Origin of the sequence: Cryobacterium shii (genome assembly GCF_004402595.1) — a bacterium.
GTDB classification, from domain to species: domain Bacteria; phylum Actinomycetota; class Actinomycetes; order Actinomycetales; family Microbacteriaceae; genus Cryobacterium; species Cryobacterium shii.
Map to the genome: position 1 here is coordinate 18,175 of NZ_SOFY01000026.1, position 14,287 is coordinate 32,461.

Genomic DNA, 14,287 nt, shown 5'->3' on the forward strand with positions numbered 1-14,287 from the left:
CGCAGCGGCTGCGATTCATGCCGCATTGTTGATTCAGAGGGCGAAGTTACTTGCCCAAATCGACTTCACACCGCTGGTGTCACGCCGGATCGACCACGAAAGGCCAGGAGATGACCATCGCGAATTCCCACGTACAGACCGGCGGAGGCGAGTCCAGCAAAGCTGCCGGGACCACCGATCCCAACCTTCAGGCCTGGGTCGACGAGATCGCCCGCCTGACCCAGCCCGACGCCATCGTCTGGTGCGACGGCTCGCTTCGCGAGGCCGACGTCCTGGCGAAGCAGCTCGTCACCGAGGGCAAGCTCATCCACCTGAACCCCGAGTGGCGTCCGAACAGCTACCTGGCCCGCACGAGCCCGTCGGACGTGGCGCGCGTCGAAGACCGCACCTTCATCTGCTCGGTCGACCCCGACGACGCCGGCCCCACCAACAACTGGGCCGACCCGGACGCGATGCGCGGCGAGCTGCAGGGCGTCTTCGCCGGCAGCATGCGCGGCCGCACCATGTACGTCGTCCCGTTCTCGATGGGCCCGCTCGGCGGCCCCATCTCCCAGCTCGGCGTCGAGGTCACCGACTCTCCCTACGTCGTGCTGAACATGGGCATCATGACCCGAATGGGCCAAAAGGTGCTGCACATGATCGAGGCCGGAGCCCCCTGGGTGCACACCGTGCACAGTGTCGGCTACCCGCTGGTCGACGCCGAGGGTCGCCGCCGCGAAGACACCACCTGGCCCTGCAACGACACCAAGTACGTCGTGCAGTTCCCGGAGACCCGTGAGGTGTGGTCGTTCGGTTCGGGCTACGGCGGCAACGCGCTGCTCTCGAAAAAGTCGTTCGCGCTGCGGATCGCATCCGTGATGGCCCGCGACGAGGGCTGGCTGGCCGAGCACATGCTGCTGATCAAGGTCACGTCGCCGGAAGGAGGCGTGTCCCATCTGGCCGCGGCCTTTCCGTCCGCCTGTGGCAAGACCAACCTCGCCATGCTCCGCCCGACGATTCCGGGCTGGAAGGTCGAGACCATCGGCGACGACATCGCGTGGCTGCGCCCCGGCCCCGACGGCCGCCTGTACGCGATCAACCCGGAGGCCGGCTTCTTCGGCGTCGCGCCCGGCACCGGCGAGGTCACCAACCCCACGGCCGTGGCCACGGTCTGGGGCAACACCATCTTCACGAACGTCGCCCTGCGCGACGACGGCGACGTCTGGTGGGAGGGTCTGACCGAGACCACCCCCAGCCACCTGATCGACTGGGAAGGCAACGACTGGACCCCAGCGTCCGGCCGCCCCGCCGCGCACCCCAACTCCCGGTTCACCGTCGCCGCCGCGCAGTGCCCGTCCATCGCCGACAACTGGGAGGCGTTCGGCGGCGTGCCCATCGACGCCGTCCTCTTCGGCGGCCGCCGGGCGACGAACGTGCCGCTGGTGGCCCAGGCCCGCTCCTGGAAGCACGGCGTGTTCATGGGCGCGACCATCTCCTCGGAGAAGACCGCGGCCGCAGAGGGAACCGTGGGCGAGCTGCGCCGCGACCCGTTCGCGATGCTCCCGTTCTGCGGGTACAACATGGCCGACTACTGGGCGCACTGGCTGAAGGTCGGCAAGGGGCTGGGCAGCAAGGCACCGGAGATCTTTCAGGTGAACTGGTTCCGCAAGGGCCCCGACGGCAGCTTCCTGTGGCCCGGTTTTGGTGAGAACTCTCGCGTGATCGAGTGGATCGTTCGCCGGATCGAGGGCTTCGCGGATGCCCAGGACACCCCGATCGGCTACCTCCCGCTCGAGGGCGGACTCGACCTCAAGGGCCTGGACCTGTCTCCGACCGAGGTGGAGCAGCTCTTCCACATCGACAACACGTCGTGGCTGGCCGAGTGTGACCTCACCGAGGAGTATTTTGCCAAGTTCGGCGACCGCGTGCCGCCGGCTCTCCTGGCCGAGCTGGCCAGCGTGCGCTACAACCTACGCAAGGCGTAGCACCGCGGCCTCGCGGCCTCCGAGGCGATCGCCCAACGAATTCGACGGAGATTTGGCGCTAAAAAGCCGGTTTGGCTGGTCTGAACCGCTTCAGAACCGAAAATCTCCGTCGAATTGGTTCTCGGGGCGGCGAAAAGGTTTGGGTGCCGGGCGGGGGACGGTCGTAAAATGCTGCCAGTCGGGCGGGGTCCCGGCGGGAAGTCGCAGGTTCCCATGCATGACGACGGCGCGCTCGTGGAGAAACGCATCGACCGGTTCGTTCGGGAGCGGCTGCGCCCGGCGGTGCACCGGGCATCCGTGCCGCTGCGGGTCGACGCCTGGTCGGTGACGGATGCCCCGGTGCCCTTCAGCGAGGCCGTGCGCCAGTCCTACACGGCGTTCGGCACGGGCCGGGCCTGGGGCCGGCCGTGGGGCACGACCTGGTTCCACGTGACGGGGACGGTGCCCGCCGAGTGGGCGGGGGAGGCCGGCACCCGCGTCGAACTCGTCGTCGACCTCGGGTTCAGCCGGGCGACGCCCGGGTTCCAGGCGGAGGGGCTGGTCTGGACCCCGGACGGGATCATCCTCAAGGCGGTCGAACCGCGAAACCGCAGCGTGCCGCTCCGGGCCCGGCCCGGCGGACAGGTCGACCTGTACATCGAGGCGGCCGCCAACCCGGACGTCACCTCCGGGTTCACGTTCGTGGCCACCGACCAGGGCGACCCGGCCACGGCCGGGACCGATCAGATCTACCGGCTGAAGCGGGTGGACCTCGCCCTCCGGGATGAGGCCGTGTGGCAACTCTCCCAGGACTTCTGGACCCTGACCGGGCTGATGCGGGAGCTGCCGGTCGGGCTGGCCCGGCGGGCGGAGATCCGGCGGGCGCTCGAGAGCTGTATCGACGCGATGGACCCCGACGACGTGGCCGGCACCGCCGGACTCGGCCGGGCCGCCCTCGCCGCGGTGCTCGCCCGCCCCGCGAACGCCAGCGCGCACCGGCTGCACGCGGTGGGGCATGTGCACATCGACAGCGCCTGGCTCTGGCCGGTTCGGGAGACGGTGCGGAAGGTGGCCCGCACGTTCTCGAACGTGCTGTCCCTGATGGAGGAGAATCCGGATTTCGCGTTCGCCGCCTCATCCGCCCAGCAATACGCCTGGCTCAAGGAGCACTACCCCGAATTGTTCGCCCGCGTGAAGGCGCAGGTCGCGGCCGGCCGGTTCGTGCCCGTCGGCGGGATGTGGGTGGAGTCGGACACGAACATGCCCGGCGGGGAGGCGCTGGCGCGGCAGTTCGTGGCCGGGAAGCGCTTCTTCATCGAGGAATTCGGGGTGGAACCGCTCGAGGTTTGGCTGCCGGACTCGTTCGGCTATTCGGCCGCGCTGCCGCAGATCATGGTGGCAGCCGGGTCCCGCTGGTTCCTGACCCAGAAGACGTCCTGGAACGAGACCAACTTGATGCCGCACCACACCTTCCGCTGGGAAGGGATCGACGGCACGCAGATCTTCACCCACTTTCCGCCGGTGGACACCTACAACGCGCAGCTGTCGGGGGAGGAACTGGCCCGGGCCGAGCGCCAGTACGCCGAAAAGGGCGCGGCCAACACCTCGCTCGTGCCGTTCGGCTGGGGCGACGGGGGAGGCGGTCCGACCGAGGAGATGATCGCCGCCGCCCGCCGCACCGCGTCGCTGGGGGGTTCGCCCACGGTAGAGCTGTCGACACCGCGGCGCTTCTTCGAGGCGGCCGAGGCGGAGTACCCCGAGCCGCCGGTCTGGTCGGGGGAGCTCTACCTCGAGTTCCACCGCGGCACGTACACCTCGCAGGCCCGCACCAAGCGCGGCAACTGCCGCAGCGAGCACCTGCTGCGGGAGGCGGAGCTGTGGGCGTGCGCGGCATCCGTCTCGTCGGGCGCCGAGTACCCGTACGACGCGCTCGAGCAGGCCTGGCAGACCGTGCTGTTGCAGCAGTTCCACGACATCCTGCCGGGCTCGTCGATCGCGTGGGTGCACCAGGAGGCGGAGCGCAACTACGCCGCCGTCGCGGATGCCCTCACCACCCTGATCGAGGTGTCGGCGCGGCAGATGTGCGGGGCCGGTGACGGCGCGGTCACGCTCAACGCCGGGCCATATTCCGTCGGAGGCATATCGGGGCTGGGGGTGGCGAGGCGACCGAGACGGATGCCGTCAGCACCCCGCCGGCACCCCGCGCCACGGTGCGCCGCTCGCCCGCCGGCCTCGTGCTCGACAACGGCCTCGTGGCCGTCACGATCGACGCTGACGGGCTCTTCTCCTCCGTGGTCGACCTCGCCGCGGCCCGGGAGCTGATGCCCCGCGGCGCGCGCGGCAACCTGCTCCAGCTGCACCGGGACACCCCCACCCAGTGGGACGCCTGGGACATCGACGAGCACTACAAGCGCAACACGGTGGACCTCAGCGCGGCCGAGTCCGTGGAGGTGTTCGCCGATGCGCCTGAGCAAGTCAGCGTTCGGGTCACGCGCACCTTCGGCTCCTCCCGCCTGGTGGAGCGGATCACCCTCGCGGCCGGGTCGCCGGCGATCGACCTGCACCTCGAGATCGACTGGCACGAGAAGCAGAAGCTGCTGAAACTGGCGTTCCCGCTGGATCTGCACGCCGACCGGGCGGCATCCGAGATTCAGTTCGGTCACGTGTTCCGGGCCACGCACACCAACACGTCCTGGGACGCCGCCCGCTTCGAGACGGTCGCCCACCGTTGGGTGCACGTGGGCGAGCCCGGCTACGGGGTGGCCGTGGCCAACGACTCGACCTACGGCCACGACATCGGCCGGTCGACCGGCCCGGACGGCCGCACCCGGACGACCGTGCGGCTGTCGCTGCTGCGCGCGGAGGTGTTCCCGGACCCCGCCGCCGACCAGGGGCGCCACGAACTGCGGGTGTCGCTGCGGGTGGGCGCCGGCATCCCCGAGGCGGTCGCGGAGGGCTACCGGCTCAACCGGCCGCTGCGCACGGTGGACGGGGTGAGTGCCGCCCGCGTGGAACATCTGATCGAGGTCGACAACCCGGCGGTGGTGGTCGAGGCGGTCAAGCTGGCCGAGGACCGCAGCGGGGATCTGATCGTGCGGCTCTACGAGGCGCACGGGTCGCGGGCGCGGGCGCGGGTCATCCGTCATTTCGAGGCGACGGATGTGACCGAAACCGATCTCCTGGAACGCCCCCTGGCCGCCGGCGCCGCCACGCTCTCGGCGGACGGTCCCGCGCTGGCCCTCGAGCTGCGTCCCTTCCAGCTGGTCACCCTGCGCTTCGCCCGCCCGTAGGCGCCCGCTCGTTCATTGGCCAGCCGAACCGGACCCGGCCGCCCGGCTGACCAATTCGACGGAGATTTTGGCCGAATCGGGCGTTTCAGGCCCGAAACCGGCGTTCTAGAGCAAAATCTCCGTCGAATTGGTTCAGGCCATTCGTACGGGCCGAGTCCCGAGACCAGGGGGCGCTAGACGAGCAGCTGGTGCTTGGCCAGCTCGCGGTAGAGCGGAGTGGACGCCACCAGCTCGGAGTGCGTGCCGGTGCCGATGACCTGGCCGTGGTCGAGCACCACGATCTGGTCGGAATCGACCACGGTCGACAGGCGGTGCGCGATCACGATCAGGGTGCGGTCGACGGCGACCGCGTCGATCGCGGCCCGCATCTTCTGCTCGTTGACGCCGTCGAGGCTCGAGGTGGACTCGTCCAGCAGCAGGATCGGCGGGGCCGCCAGCAGCGCCCGGGCGATCGCGAGCCGCTGGCGTTCGCCGCCGGAGAGCATGACGCCGGACTCGCCGACCGCAGCGTTTAGGCCGGCGGGGTCACGGTCGAGCACCTCGGTCAGGTTCACCGCGTGCAGCACCGCGATGCACTCCTCGTCGGTCGCGTCCGGCGTCGACAGGGTGAGGTTGTCCCGCAGCGAACCGGCCAGCACGGGCGCGTCCTGCTCGACATAACCGATCTGGGAGCGGAGCGCGGCGCGGTCGAGGGTACGGATGTCCAGACCGCCCAGGCGCACGACCCCGGCGGTCGGATCGTAGAAGCGCTCGATCAGGGCCAGGATCGTGCTCTTCCCGGCGCCGGACGGGCCGACCAGCGCGGTGCGCAGTCCGCGCGGGGCGCTGAACGACACGCCGCGGAGGACCGGGCGGGGTTCGCCGGCGGCCTCGGCGTCGGCGCGCTCGGCCGCCCGTTCCGCGGCCCCGCGCTCCGGGGACTCGCGATCCGCCGCGTCCAGATCGGCGTCGATCAGGTCGGGTTCGGCCAGGACCTCCTCGAACACGGCGGGCACGACGATGGCGGCCTCGAGAATGGGCGGCACGACGAACCCGGGCTCCGAAGCCGAAGATTCAGAACCAGAGTCAGCACCTGATTCAGCACCAGCAGGCGCAGTACCGGCGCCAGACGCCGCATCCGCCGACTCCGGAGCCGCGACCGCATACCCGAAGTGCACGTTCTCGAACGAGATCGCCGGCGCATCCGGCCGCACCGATTCGTTCGCGGCGCCGACCGTCATGGCCAGCGGCGCGATGTCGCGGTCGAACTGGTCCTCGGCGGGCAGGTCGATGATCTCCTGGATCCGGCCCAGTGCGCCGAGCGCCGCGTTCACCGAGGTGATGGCCCCGAACGCCTGGCCGAGCGGCACGATCATCAGGAACAGGAACAGGATGAACGCGATCAGGTTCGCGATCGTGATCGCGCCGCTGGCGACGCGGAAACCGCCGACGCCCAGCACGACCAGAAAGGACACCTGCATCGCGATGCCCGCGATCGGCACGACCAGCGCCGAGATCTTGGCGACCTGGATGCCCATCCGCCAGGCTCCCTTGGCGTCTTCTTCGACGGCCGCGACCTCCCGGTCGGTGGCGTTGGAGGCGCGCACGGTGCGCACGGCGCTGATGGCGCGCTCGACACTGGCGGCCAGGTCGCCGACCTTGGCCTGGGCGGCGAGGCTGGCGGTACGGATGCGCTGCGACAGCAGTGTGACGGCGACCACCGACACGGCGATCACGAGCACGGTCAGTCCGAGCAGCACCGGGTCGATCACGAGCATCGCGATCAGGGCACCGACGAAAGTGAGCGACCCGCCGATCGCTTCGACGAGGCCCTGGGTGAGCACGGCCCGCAGCAGGGTGGTGTCCGAGCCGACCCGGGACACCAGGTCCCCGGTGCGGCGGGTGTCGAATTCGCTGATCGGGAGGCGCAGCATCCGGCCGATCAGTTTGCGGCGGCTGGAGAGCACGACCCCCTCGCCGGTGCGCTGCAGCAGATAGTGCTGGTAGCCGCTGATCAGGCCGGAGACGATCACGAGCGCGATCAGCGCCCAGACCAGGCCATCCAGCGGCTGGCTCTTCTGCACGGTGGTGATGACCTGGCTGACCAGAAGCGGCTGGGCGAGACTGGCGAGCGCGCCGAGGATGCTCAGGACGATCACGAAGCCGAGCACCTTCTTGTGCTCGAGCAGGTAGGGGAGCAGCTGGCTGAACTTCGCGCGCGGCCCGCTCGTGTCGCCGCGGCGCCCCATCCGGCCGATGCGCCCGCGGGCGGCCGGGGCAGCGGCCGGGGCGGCAGGCCGGGCGGCGGGCCGGGCGGCGGGCGGGGCGGATGCCTCGCGGGTCGAAGAGGACGGGGGGTTCGTGTTCGGGGTGCTCACCAGTTGAGCTTAACCGCATCCCGCGCGGCGTCGGTCGCCCGGTCTACAGTGGGGAACTGTGCCAGAGCCCGTCATCGTTGCCCAGAATCTCGTCAAGAAGTACAAGGATTTCGCCGCCGTCGACGGCATCTCCTTCGAGGTCGCTCCCGGAGAGTCGTTCGGGTTGCTCGGCCCGAACGGCGCCGGCAAATCCACGACCATGCGGATGGTGGGGGCCGTCTCCACCCGCACCGGCGGCGACCTGCGCATCCTCGGCATGGACCCGGACCGGTACGGCCCGGAGATCCGCTCGCGCCTGGGCGTCGTGCCGCAGACCGACAACCTCGACACCGAACTGAGGGTGCGGGAGAACCTGCTCGTCTACGGGCGCTACTTCGGCCTCCCGCGGGCCCAGGTTGCCCGCCGTGCCGACGAGCTGCTCGCGTTCGCGCAGCTGGAAGACAAGGCGAAGGCGAGGGTCGACGCCCTGTCCGGCGGCATGAAGCGGCGCCTGACCATCGCCCGGGCCCTGATCAACGAGCCGAGCATCCTCCTGCTCGACGAGCCCACCACCGGGCTCGACCCGCAGGCCAGGCACATCCTCTGGGACCGGCTGTTCCGGCTCAAGGAACAGGGCACGACCCTGCTGCTGACCACCCACTACATGGATGAGGCGGAGCAGCTCTGCGACCGGCTGGTCGTCGTCGACAAGGGCGTCATCATGGCCGAGGGCGCCCCGGCGCAGCTGATCCGCACCTATTCGTCCCGGGAGGTGCTCGAGGTGCGGTTCGGCTCGGACCTGAACGCCGACGTGGCCGCGCAGCTCGCCGGGATGGGCGACCGGCTCGAGGTGCTGCCCGACCGCATCCTGATCTACAGCGAGAACGGCGAGTCCGAGCTGGTGCGCATCATCGACGCGGGGCTGAAACCGATCACCAGCCTGGTGCGGCGCTCCAGCCTCGAAGACGTGTTCCTGCGCCTGACCGGGCGGACCCTGATCGAATGAGCACGCCCACGCCCCCGCCCGGCTCCGTCGGCGACCAGGCCATCCGTGCCACCCGGCACGCCCGGCGCTGGGGTTCCTGGTATGTGGCCGAGCACCGCTTCCGGGTGATGCGCTCCTACGCCCAGACGGTGGTCGTGACCGCCATCGGCAACCCGGTGATCTACCTCTACGCGATGGGCGTCGGCCTGGCCACCCTCGTCGACGCCAACCTGGGCCCGGACGCGGTGGCCGGGGTCAGCTACCTGGCCTTCGTCGCCCCCGCCCTGCTCTGCAGCGCGGCGATCACCGTGGCCAGCGAGGAGTTCACCTACCCGATCATGCTCGGCTTCAAGTGGAACCCGGTGTTCTACGGCATGAACGCCGCCCCGATCCAGCCCGGGCAGATCATCAACGGCATCGTCATCTCGGTGGCCCTGCGGATGAGCGTCACCTGCGGCATCTACTACGCGTTCATGCTGGTCTTCGGGGCGGTGCCGTCCCCGGCCGGGTTCCTGGCCGTCTTCGCGGCCCTGCTCACCGGGCTCGGCTTCGGCGCCCTGCTGATGGCGTACACGGCCACCCTGACCGAGGACACCGGTCAGCTGGCCATGGTGATGCGGTTCATCATCCTGCCGATGACCCTGTTCTCCGGCACCTTCTTCCCGCTCAGCGTGCTGCCGGTCTGGCTGCAGTGGATCGGCTGGATCTCCCCGCTCTGGCACGGCACCGAGCTCGCCCGGGTGCTGACCTACGGGGCGAGCGAGCCGATCTGGCTGAGTGTGACGCACGTGCTCTACCTGGCGATTCTGCTGACCCTGGGCTGGACCTGGGCGCGCCGGGTCGCCGCGAGGAGGCTGAACAAATGACCGGGATCGACGACCTGAGAACGGATGCCGCGGCATCCCGCCCGCTCGGCGCCCTCTACGCCGGCAACGCTCGCAGTGTCATGCTGCGGGGCTGGCAGGCGACGCGGAGCACGAACTGGCTGGTCGTGGTCAGCGGCTTCTTCGAGCCGATCTTCTACCTGCTCTCGATGGGGCTCGGCCTCGGCGCCCTGGTCGGCACGATCACAACCGAGTCCGGCCAGGAGGTTCCCTACGCGGCGTTCATCGCGCCGGCGCTGCTGGCGGTCGCGGCGATGAACGGCGCCATCTACGACTCCACCTGGAACGTGTTCTTCAAGATGCAGTTCGCGAAGCTCTACGAGGGGATGCTGTCCACCTCGCTGGGCCCGCTGGATGTCGCGCTCGGCGAGATCTCACTGGCCCTGCTCCGTGGGGCGCTGTACGCCACCGGGTTCATGGTGGTGATGCAGGTGCTCGGGCTGAACCTGTCCTGGTGGGCGCTGCTCGCCCTGCCGGCCGTGCTGCTGATCGCGTTCGGCTTCGCGAGCGTGGGGATGGCGGTGACGAGCTTCATGAAGACGTTCCAGCAGATGGACTGGATCAACTTCCTGCTGCTGCCGATGTTCCTGTTCTCAGCCACGTTCTATCCGCTGAGCGTCTACCCGCAGCCGATCCAGTACGTGATCCAGGTGCTGCCGCTCTGGCACGGGATCGAGCTCGTGCGCGGCCTGACCACCGGCCAGGTCGACGTGGGCATGCTCTGGCACGTGCTCTACTACCTGGTGATGATCCTGCTCGGCCTGGTCTTCACGACCAGGCGCCTGCGCGCCCTCTTCCTCGACTGAGAGTGCCCGTTCCGGTCGAGAGTGACCCGCGGAACGGGCACTGTCGACCGGAACGGGTTCAGTCGAAGCTGTATCCCCGCAGCTTCTGCAACAGCTGGGCGGTCGCGATGGCCGCCGCAGCCGCCTCCGCGCCCTTGTCCTCCTTCGAGCCGGGCAGGCCGACCCGGTCCAGGCCCTGCTGCTCGTCGTCGAGGGTGAGCACGCCGAAGCCCACGGGCTTGCCGGCGTCCAGCGCCACCCGGGTCAGGCCATCCGTCGCCGCCGCCGACACGTACTCGAAGTGCGGGGTGCCGCCGCGGATGATCACGCCGAGGGCGACGACCGCGTCGGCGCCGTTGTCGAGGGCGACCTTGCATGCCACCGGCAACTCGAAGCTGCCGGGCACCCGCACCAGGGAGTGGCGGGCCCCGGATTCCTCGAGCACCCGGGTGGCACCGGCGATCAGCCCGTCGGTGATCACGTCGTGCCACCGTCCGGCGACGATCACGATGTCCAGCCCGGTTCCGTCGACGCTGATCTCGGGGGAGCCTGCTCCGCTCATAGTGTGATTCCCTTCAACATGTCGCTGTCTGCGATGTGGTGGCCCATCCGGTCGCGCTTGACGGCCAGGTAATCCTGATTGTGGGTGCCGACGCCGACCACCAGTGGCACACGTTCGGTCACCTCGATGCCGTGCGCCTCGAGCTGGCGCATCTTCTCCGGGTTGTTGGTCAGCAGGCGCACGGAGGAGATGCCCATCTCGTGCAGGATGGCCGTCGCGGCGCCGTAGTCGCGGGAATCCGCGGGCAGGCCCAGCGCGAGGTTGGCGTCGAAGGTATCCAGCCCCTCCTCCTGCAGTTTGTAGGCGCGCAGCTTGTTGATCAGGCCGATGCCGCGCCCCTCCTGGCCACGCAGGTAGACGACGACTCCGCCCTCGACCCGGATCGTCTCGAGCGCCGCGTCGAGTTGGGGTCCGCACTCGCACTTGAGTGACCCGAACGCCTCCCCGGTCAGGCACTCGGAATGCACGCGCACGAGGGCGCCGTTCGCGGGGGTGCCGGAGACGATGGCCACATGGTCCGCACCGGTCATCCGGTCGCGGTAGGCCCGCACCTGGAAGGCCCCGTGCACGGTGGGAACGGTGGTCTCCACCTCGAAGTCCACCCGCGGCGACTCGAGGATCGGGCTGACGGTGGGCAGGTCCGTGTCGCAGTGGAACTCCTGCAGGTACGCGATCAGGTCCTTGATCGTGATCACGAGAACCCCCTCGCGCTCGCCGAGTTCGAGCAGCCCGGGCAGGCGCATCATCTCGCCGTCCTCGGCAACGATCTCGCAGATCGCGGCGACCGGCACGAGTCCGGCGAGCTTCATCAGGTCGACGGCGGCCTCGGTGTGGCCATCGCGCTCACGCACGCCGCCGTCCCGGGCACGGAGCGGCATGATGTGGCCGGGACGGTGCACGCTGGCGGGCGTGGAGTCCGGGTCGGCCAGCACCCGCAGGGTGTGGGCGCGGTCGCCCGCGCTGATCCCGGTGCTGAGGCGGTCCGCCGCGTCGACCGACACGGTGTAGTTGGTGCCGCGCGCATCCTCGTTGTTGAGTACCATCACCGGCAGGTCGAGCTTGTCGGCGAGGTCGTTGGTCATCGGCGCGCAGATGAAACCGGAGGAGTAGCGCACCGTCCAGGCGATCCACTCCTGAGTGGCCAGCTGGGCGGAGATGATCACGTCGCCCTCGTTCTCACGGCCCTCGTCGTCGGCGACGATGACCGGTTTCCCCAACCTGAGTGCGTCCAGGGCGGCGGGGATGTCAGCGAGACTCATGAGTTGCTCCTTTTCGATCCTGCGTCAGCCAGGGCGAGCATGCGCTCCACGTGGCGGGCCAGGATGTCTGTTTCTATGTTGACGCGATCGCCGGCCGCGCGCTGTCCCAGCGTCGTGGCGGTGAGGGTTTCGGGGATGAGCGAGACTTCGAACCACTGGTCCGGTTCGCTCGCCGGGCTGATGTTGCTGACGGTCAGGGAGACGCCGTCGACGGCGATTGACCCTTTGCCGGTGACCAGCGGGGCCAGTTCGGGGGAGAGGCTGAACCGGAGCACCCGCCACGCATCGCCGGGGGTGACGCCCAGCAGGGTGCTGGTGCCGTCGATGTGGCCCTGCACGATGTGTCCGCCCAGCCGGTCGCCCACCCGGGCGGCGCGTTCGAGGTTGACCGGGCTGCCGGGCTGCACCGCGTCGAGGGTGGACATGGCGAGGGTTTGGGCCATCACATCGGCCGTGAACGTGTCACCGGTGCGCTCGACGACCGTGAGGCAGACGCCGTTGACCGAGATCGAGTCCCCGTGGCCCGCATCGGCCACGACCAGCGGTCCGCGGACGGTGAGCCGGGCGGCATCCGCCCCGCGCTCGACCTTCTCGACCTGGCCGAGTTCCTCGATGATTCCGGTGAACATGCTTCCCCTATCTGGGCCGGGCCACGACGAGGAGGTCCTCGCCGAGCCGGACGTAGTGTTCGATGGTCAGTCGCCGCTGCTCGTCAATGCCGGCGACGCCGATGTCGCCGAGGGCCAGCCGGCCGCCGCCGAGCAGCGTGGGCGCCAGGTAGACGAGGTACTCGTCCACGAGGCCGGCCGCGACGAACGCGCTGGCGAGCGTGGGCCCGCCCTCGATGAAAGCGTGACGGATGCCGCTCCGGTGCAGTTCGCCGAGCACCGCGAGCAGGTCGTGGGTGGCGAAGATCAGCGGCGAGTGCGGGTGGCCCCGCACGGCGGCGCCCACGGGGATGCCGCGGGCGCCGATCACGACCGGCACCGGCTGCGCGGGCAGGAGCTGCCCGTCGGCGTCGCGGGCGGTCAGCGCGGGGTCGTCGGCGAGCACCGTGCCGGTGCCGACGAGGATGGCGTCGGCCGCCGAGCGGCGCCGGTGCACGTCCTGGCGGGCTTCCGGCCCGGTGATCCAGCGGCTCGTCCCGTCCGCGGCAGCTGCCCGGCCGTCGAGGCTCGACGCCCACTTGAGCGTAACGAACGGTCGTCCCAGCCGGGCCGCGACGAGCCAGTCGGCGAGGAAGGGCCCGACCTCGTCGGCGAGCAGCCCGCCGACGACGTCGACGCCGTGGGAGCGCAGTCGGTCGGCTCCGCCGCCGGAGACGGGCCCAGGGTCGGCGACCGCGTAGACCACGCGGGCCACGCCGGCGTCGATCAGCGCGAGCGCACAGGGCCCGGTGCGCCCGGTGTGGTTGCAGGGTTCGAGGGTGACGACGGCGGTCGCGCCGCGGGCGGCTCCGGCCGAAAGCCGGGCGAGGGCATCCACCTCGGCGTGCGGCGTGCCGGCGCCACGGTGCCAGCCCTCCGCCAGGAACTGCCCGGAAGCGTCGAGGAGGACACAGCCGACGCGGGGGTTCGGGCCCGTGGCCGGTCCGTTCGCGGCCAACTCGAGCGCACGCCGCATAACGGCCTCGAGCGTCGCCTGGTCGGTCATTTCCGGTCCTCGTTCGTTTCTGAACGAACTCCGGGTTTTCGGTGCGCTGAACACCGTGTGGGTTGCGCAAGGCGAAACCCGCCGATCGGCCGGGAAGGCCAATCGACTCGTGCGCCTCTCATCCGGACTTTAACCGTCGGTGCTGGAATTTCACCAGCTCAACCGTTTCGCCCTGGAGCGGAACGGGTCGCGGACTTTCACCGCCGGTTCGGATTCACACCGACCCCGGAGCACGTTTCTTGTTACTAGTTATATCTCAACGCATCCGTCGCCGGGTAATTCCCGGCCCGGACTGTTCACAGCTCGCACAGTGCCCGGGTCGACTCTCGGCGACGCACAGGCTCACCGGGGGCGGCGGTCGTTCCTTCCCCGTGGGGGGTGCGCACCGATTATCGTTTCTAGTCACGGCCTCACCAGCACTCACGGCCTCACCAGTACGCAGCGTTACGACCTGACAAGGGAGTTAGTCCATGACCGAACACGTCATCGCCATCGACCAGGGCACCACCAGTACCCGCGCGATCATCTTCGACAAGGCCGGGACGATCATTTCCGCCGGTCAGCTCGAGCACGAGCAGATCTTCCCCCGG

12 protein-coding genes and 1 riboswitch are annotated in these 14,287 nt (G+C 69.7%); of the genes, 7 read left to right on the forward strand and 5 right to left on the reverse strand.

The genetic code is table 11. From position 1 onward, the window contains the following. Nucleotides 1-110: 110 nt before the first annotated feature. The 3 genes from E3O49_RS05995 (at nucleotide 111) to E3O49_RS18910 (ending at nucleotide 5,233) form a co-directional block, all read left to right on the forward strand. Nucleotides 111-1,964 carry a phosphoenolpyruvate carboxykinase (GTP) gene (locus tag E3O49_RS05995; RefSeq protein ID WP_134403398.1) on the forward strand — a complete coding sequence of 618 codons (1,854 nt, stop codon included), beginning with the start codon at nucleotides 111-113 and terminating at the stop codon, nucleotides 1,962-1,964. A 213-nt stretch (nucleotides 1,965-2,177) separates the two neighbouring features. Beyond that, nucleotides 2,178-4,265, forward strand: coding sequence for an alpha-mannosidase (locus tag E3O49_RS06000; protein ID WP_338144977.1), 2,088 nt, complete (start codon nucleotides 2,178-2,180; stop codon nucleotides 4,263-4,265). Continuing rightward, nucleotides 4,196-5,233, forward strand: coding sequence for a glycoside hydrolase family 38 C-terminal domain-containing protein (locus E3O49_RS18910; protein ID WP_338144978.1), 1,038 nt, complete (start codon nucleotides 4,196-4,198; stop codon nucleotides 5,231-5,233). Before E3O49_RS06000 ends, E3O49_RS18910 begins: the two co-directional genes overlap by 70 nt. A 173-nt stretch (nucleotides 5,234-5,406) precedes the next feature. Here the strand turns inward: E3O49_RS18910 and E3O49_RS06005 are convergent, their stop codons facing one another. Continuing rightward, nucleotides 5,407-7,461 carry an ABC transporter ATP-binding protein gene (locus tag E3O49_RS06005; protein ID WP_134367141.1) on the reverse strand — a complete coding sequence of 685 codons (2,055 nt, stop codon included), beginning with the start codon at nucleotides 7,459-7,461 and terminating at the stop codon, nucleotides 5,407-5,409. Between the two features lie 187 nt (nucleotides 7,462-7,648). On the opposite strand from E3O49_RS06005, the gene E3O49_RS06010 reads away from it, so the two are divergent. From E3O49_RS06010 to E3O49_RS06020, 3 genes are read left to right on the forward strand one after another with little or no spacing between them, the layout of a single operon-like run. Continuing rightward, nucleotides 7,649-8,575: an ABC transporter ATP-binding protein gene (locus E3O49_RS06010; protein WP_134367990.1), complete on the forward strand. Its 927-nt coding sequence runs from the start codon at nucleotides 7,649-7,651 to the stop codon at nucleotides 8,573-8,575. Then, on the forward strand, nucleotides 8,572-9,420 hold the full coding sequence (locus E3O49_RS06015) for an ABC transporter permease (protein ID WP_134367989.1): 849 nt from the start codon (nucleotides 8,572-8,574) through the stop codon (nucleotides 9,418-9,420). Before E3O49_RS06010 ends, E3O49_RS06015 begins: the two co-directional genes overlap by 4 nt. After that, on the forward strand, nucleotides 9,417-10,244 hold the full coding sequence (locus tag E3O49_RS06020; protein WP_134367988.1) for an ABC transporter permease: 828 nt from the start codon (nucleotides 9,417-9,419) through the stop codon (nucleotides 10,242-10,244). Before E3O49_RS06015 ends, E3O49_RS06020 begins: the two co-directional genes overlap by 4 nt. A 58-nt stretch (nucleotides 10,245-10,302) precedes the next feature. Here the strand turns inward: E3O49_RS06020 and ribH are convergent, their stop codons facing one another. Genes ribH through ribD form a run of 4 tightly spaced genes read right to left on the reverse strand, consistent with a single transcriptional unit; the run spans nucleotide 10,303 to nucleotide 13,697 of the window. Next, on the reverse strand, nucleotides 10,303-10,785 hold the full coding sequence (gene ribH, locus E3O49_RS06025; protein ID WP_134367986.1) for a 6,7-dimethyl-8-ribityllumazine synthase: 483 nt from the start codon (nucleotides 10,783-10,785) through the stop codon (nucleotides 10,303-10,305). Then, nucleotides 10,782-12,044 carry a GTP cyclohydrolase II gene (gene ribA / locus E3O49_RS06030; RefSeq protein ID WP_134367984.1) on the reverse strand — a complete coding sequence of 421 codons (1,263 nt, stop codon included), beginning with the start codon at nucleotides 12,042-12,044 and terminating at the stop codon, nucleotides 10,782-10,784. The genes ribH and ribA overlap by 4 nt, the downstream gene beginning before the upstream one ends. Then, nucleotides 12,041-12,673, reverse strand: a complete 633-nt coding sequence (locus E3O49_RS06035; protein WP_134367982.1) for a riboflavin synthase — start codon at nucleotides 12,671-12,673, stop codon at nucleotides 12,041-12,043. Before E3O49_RS06035 ends, ribA begins: the two co-directional genes overlap by 4 nt. 7 nt (nucleotides 12,674-12,680) lie before the next feature. Then, entirely contained in the window at nucleotides 12,681-13,697 is a 1,017-nt protein-coding gene (ribD, locus tag E3O49_RS06040) for a bifunctional diaminohydroxyphosphoribosylaminopyrimidine deaminase/5-amino-6-(5-phosphoribosylamino)uracil reductase RibD (protein ID WP_241985513.1), read from the reverse strand. A gap of 106 nt (nucleotides 13,698-13,803) precedes the next feature. Beyond that, nucleotides 13,804-13,934, reverse strand: a riboswitch (FMN riboswitch). Nucleotides 13,935-14,167: 233 nt separating this feature from the next. Here ribD and E3O49_RS06045 point away from each other — a divergent pair. Next, nucleotides 14,168-14,287 (forward strand): FGGY family carbohydrate kinase (locus tag E3O49_RS06045; protein ID WP_134367980.1); only part of this gene is annotated, 120 nt, incomplete at its 3' end.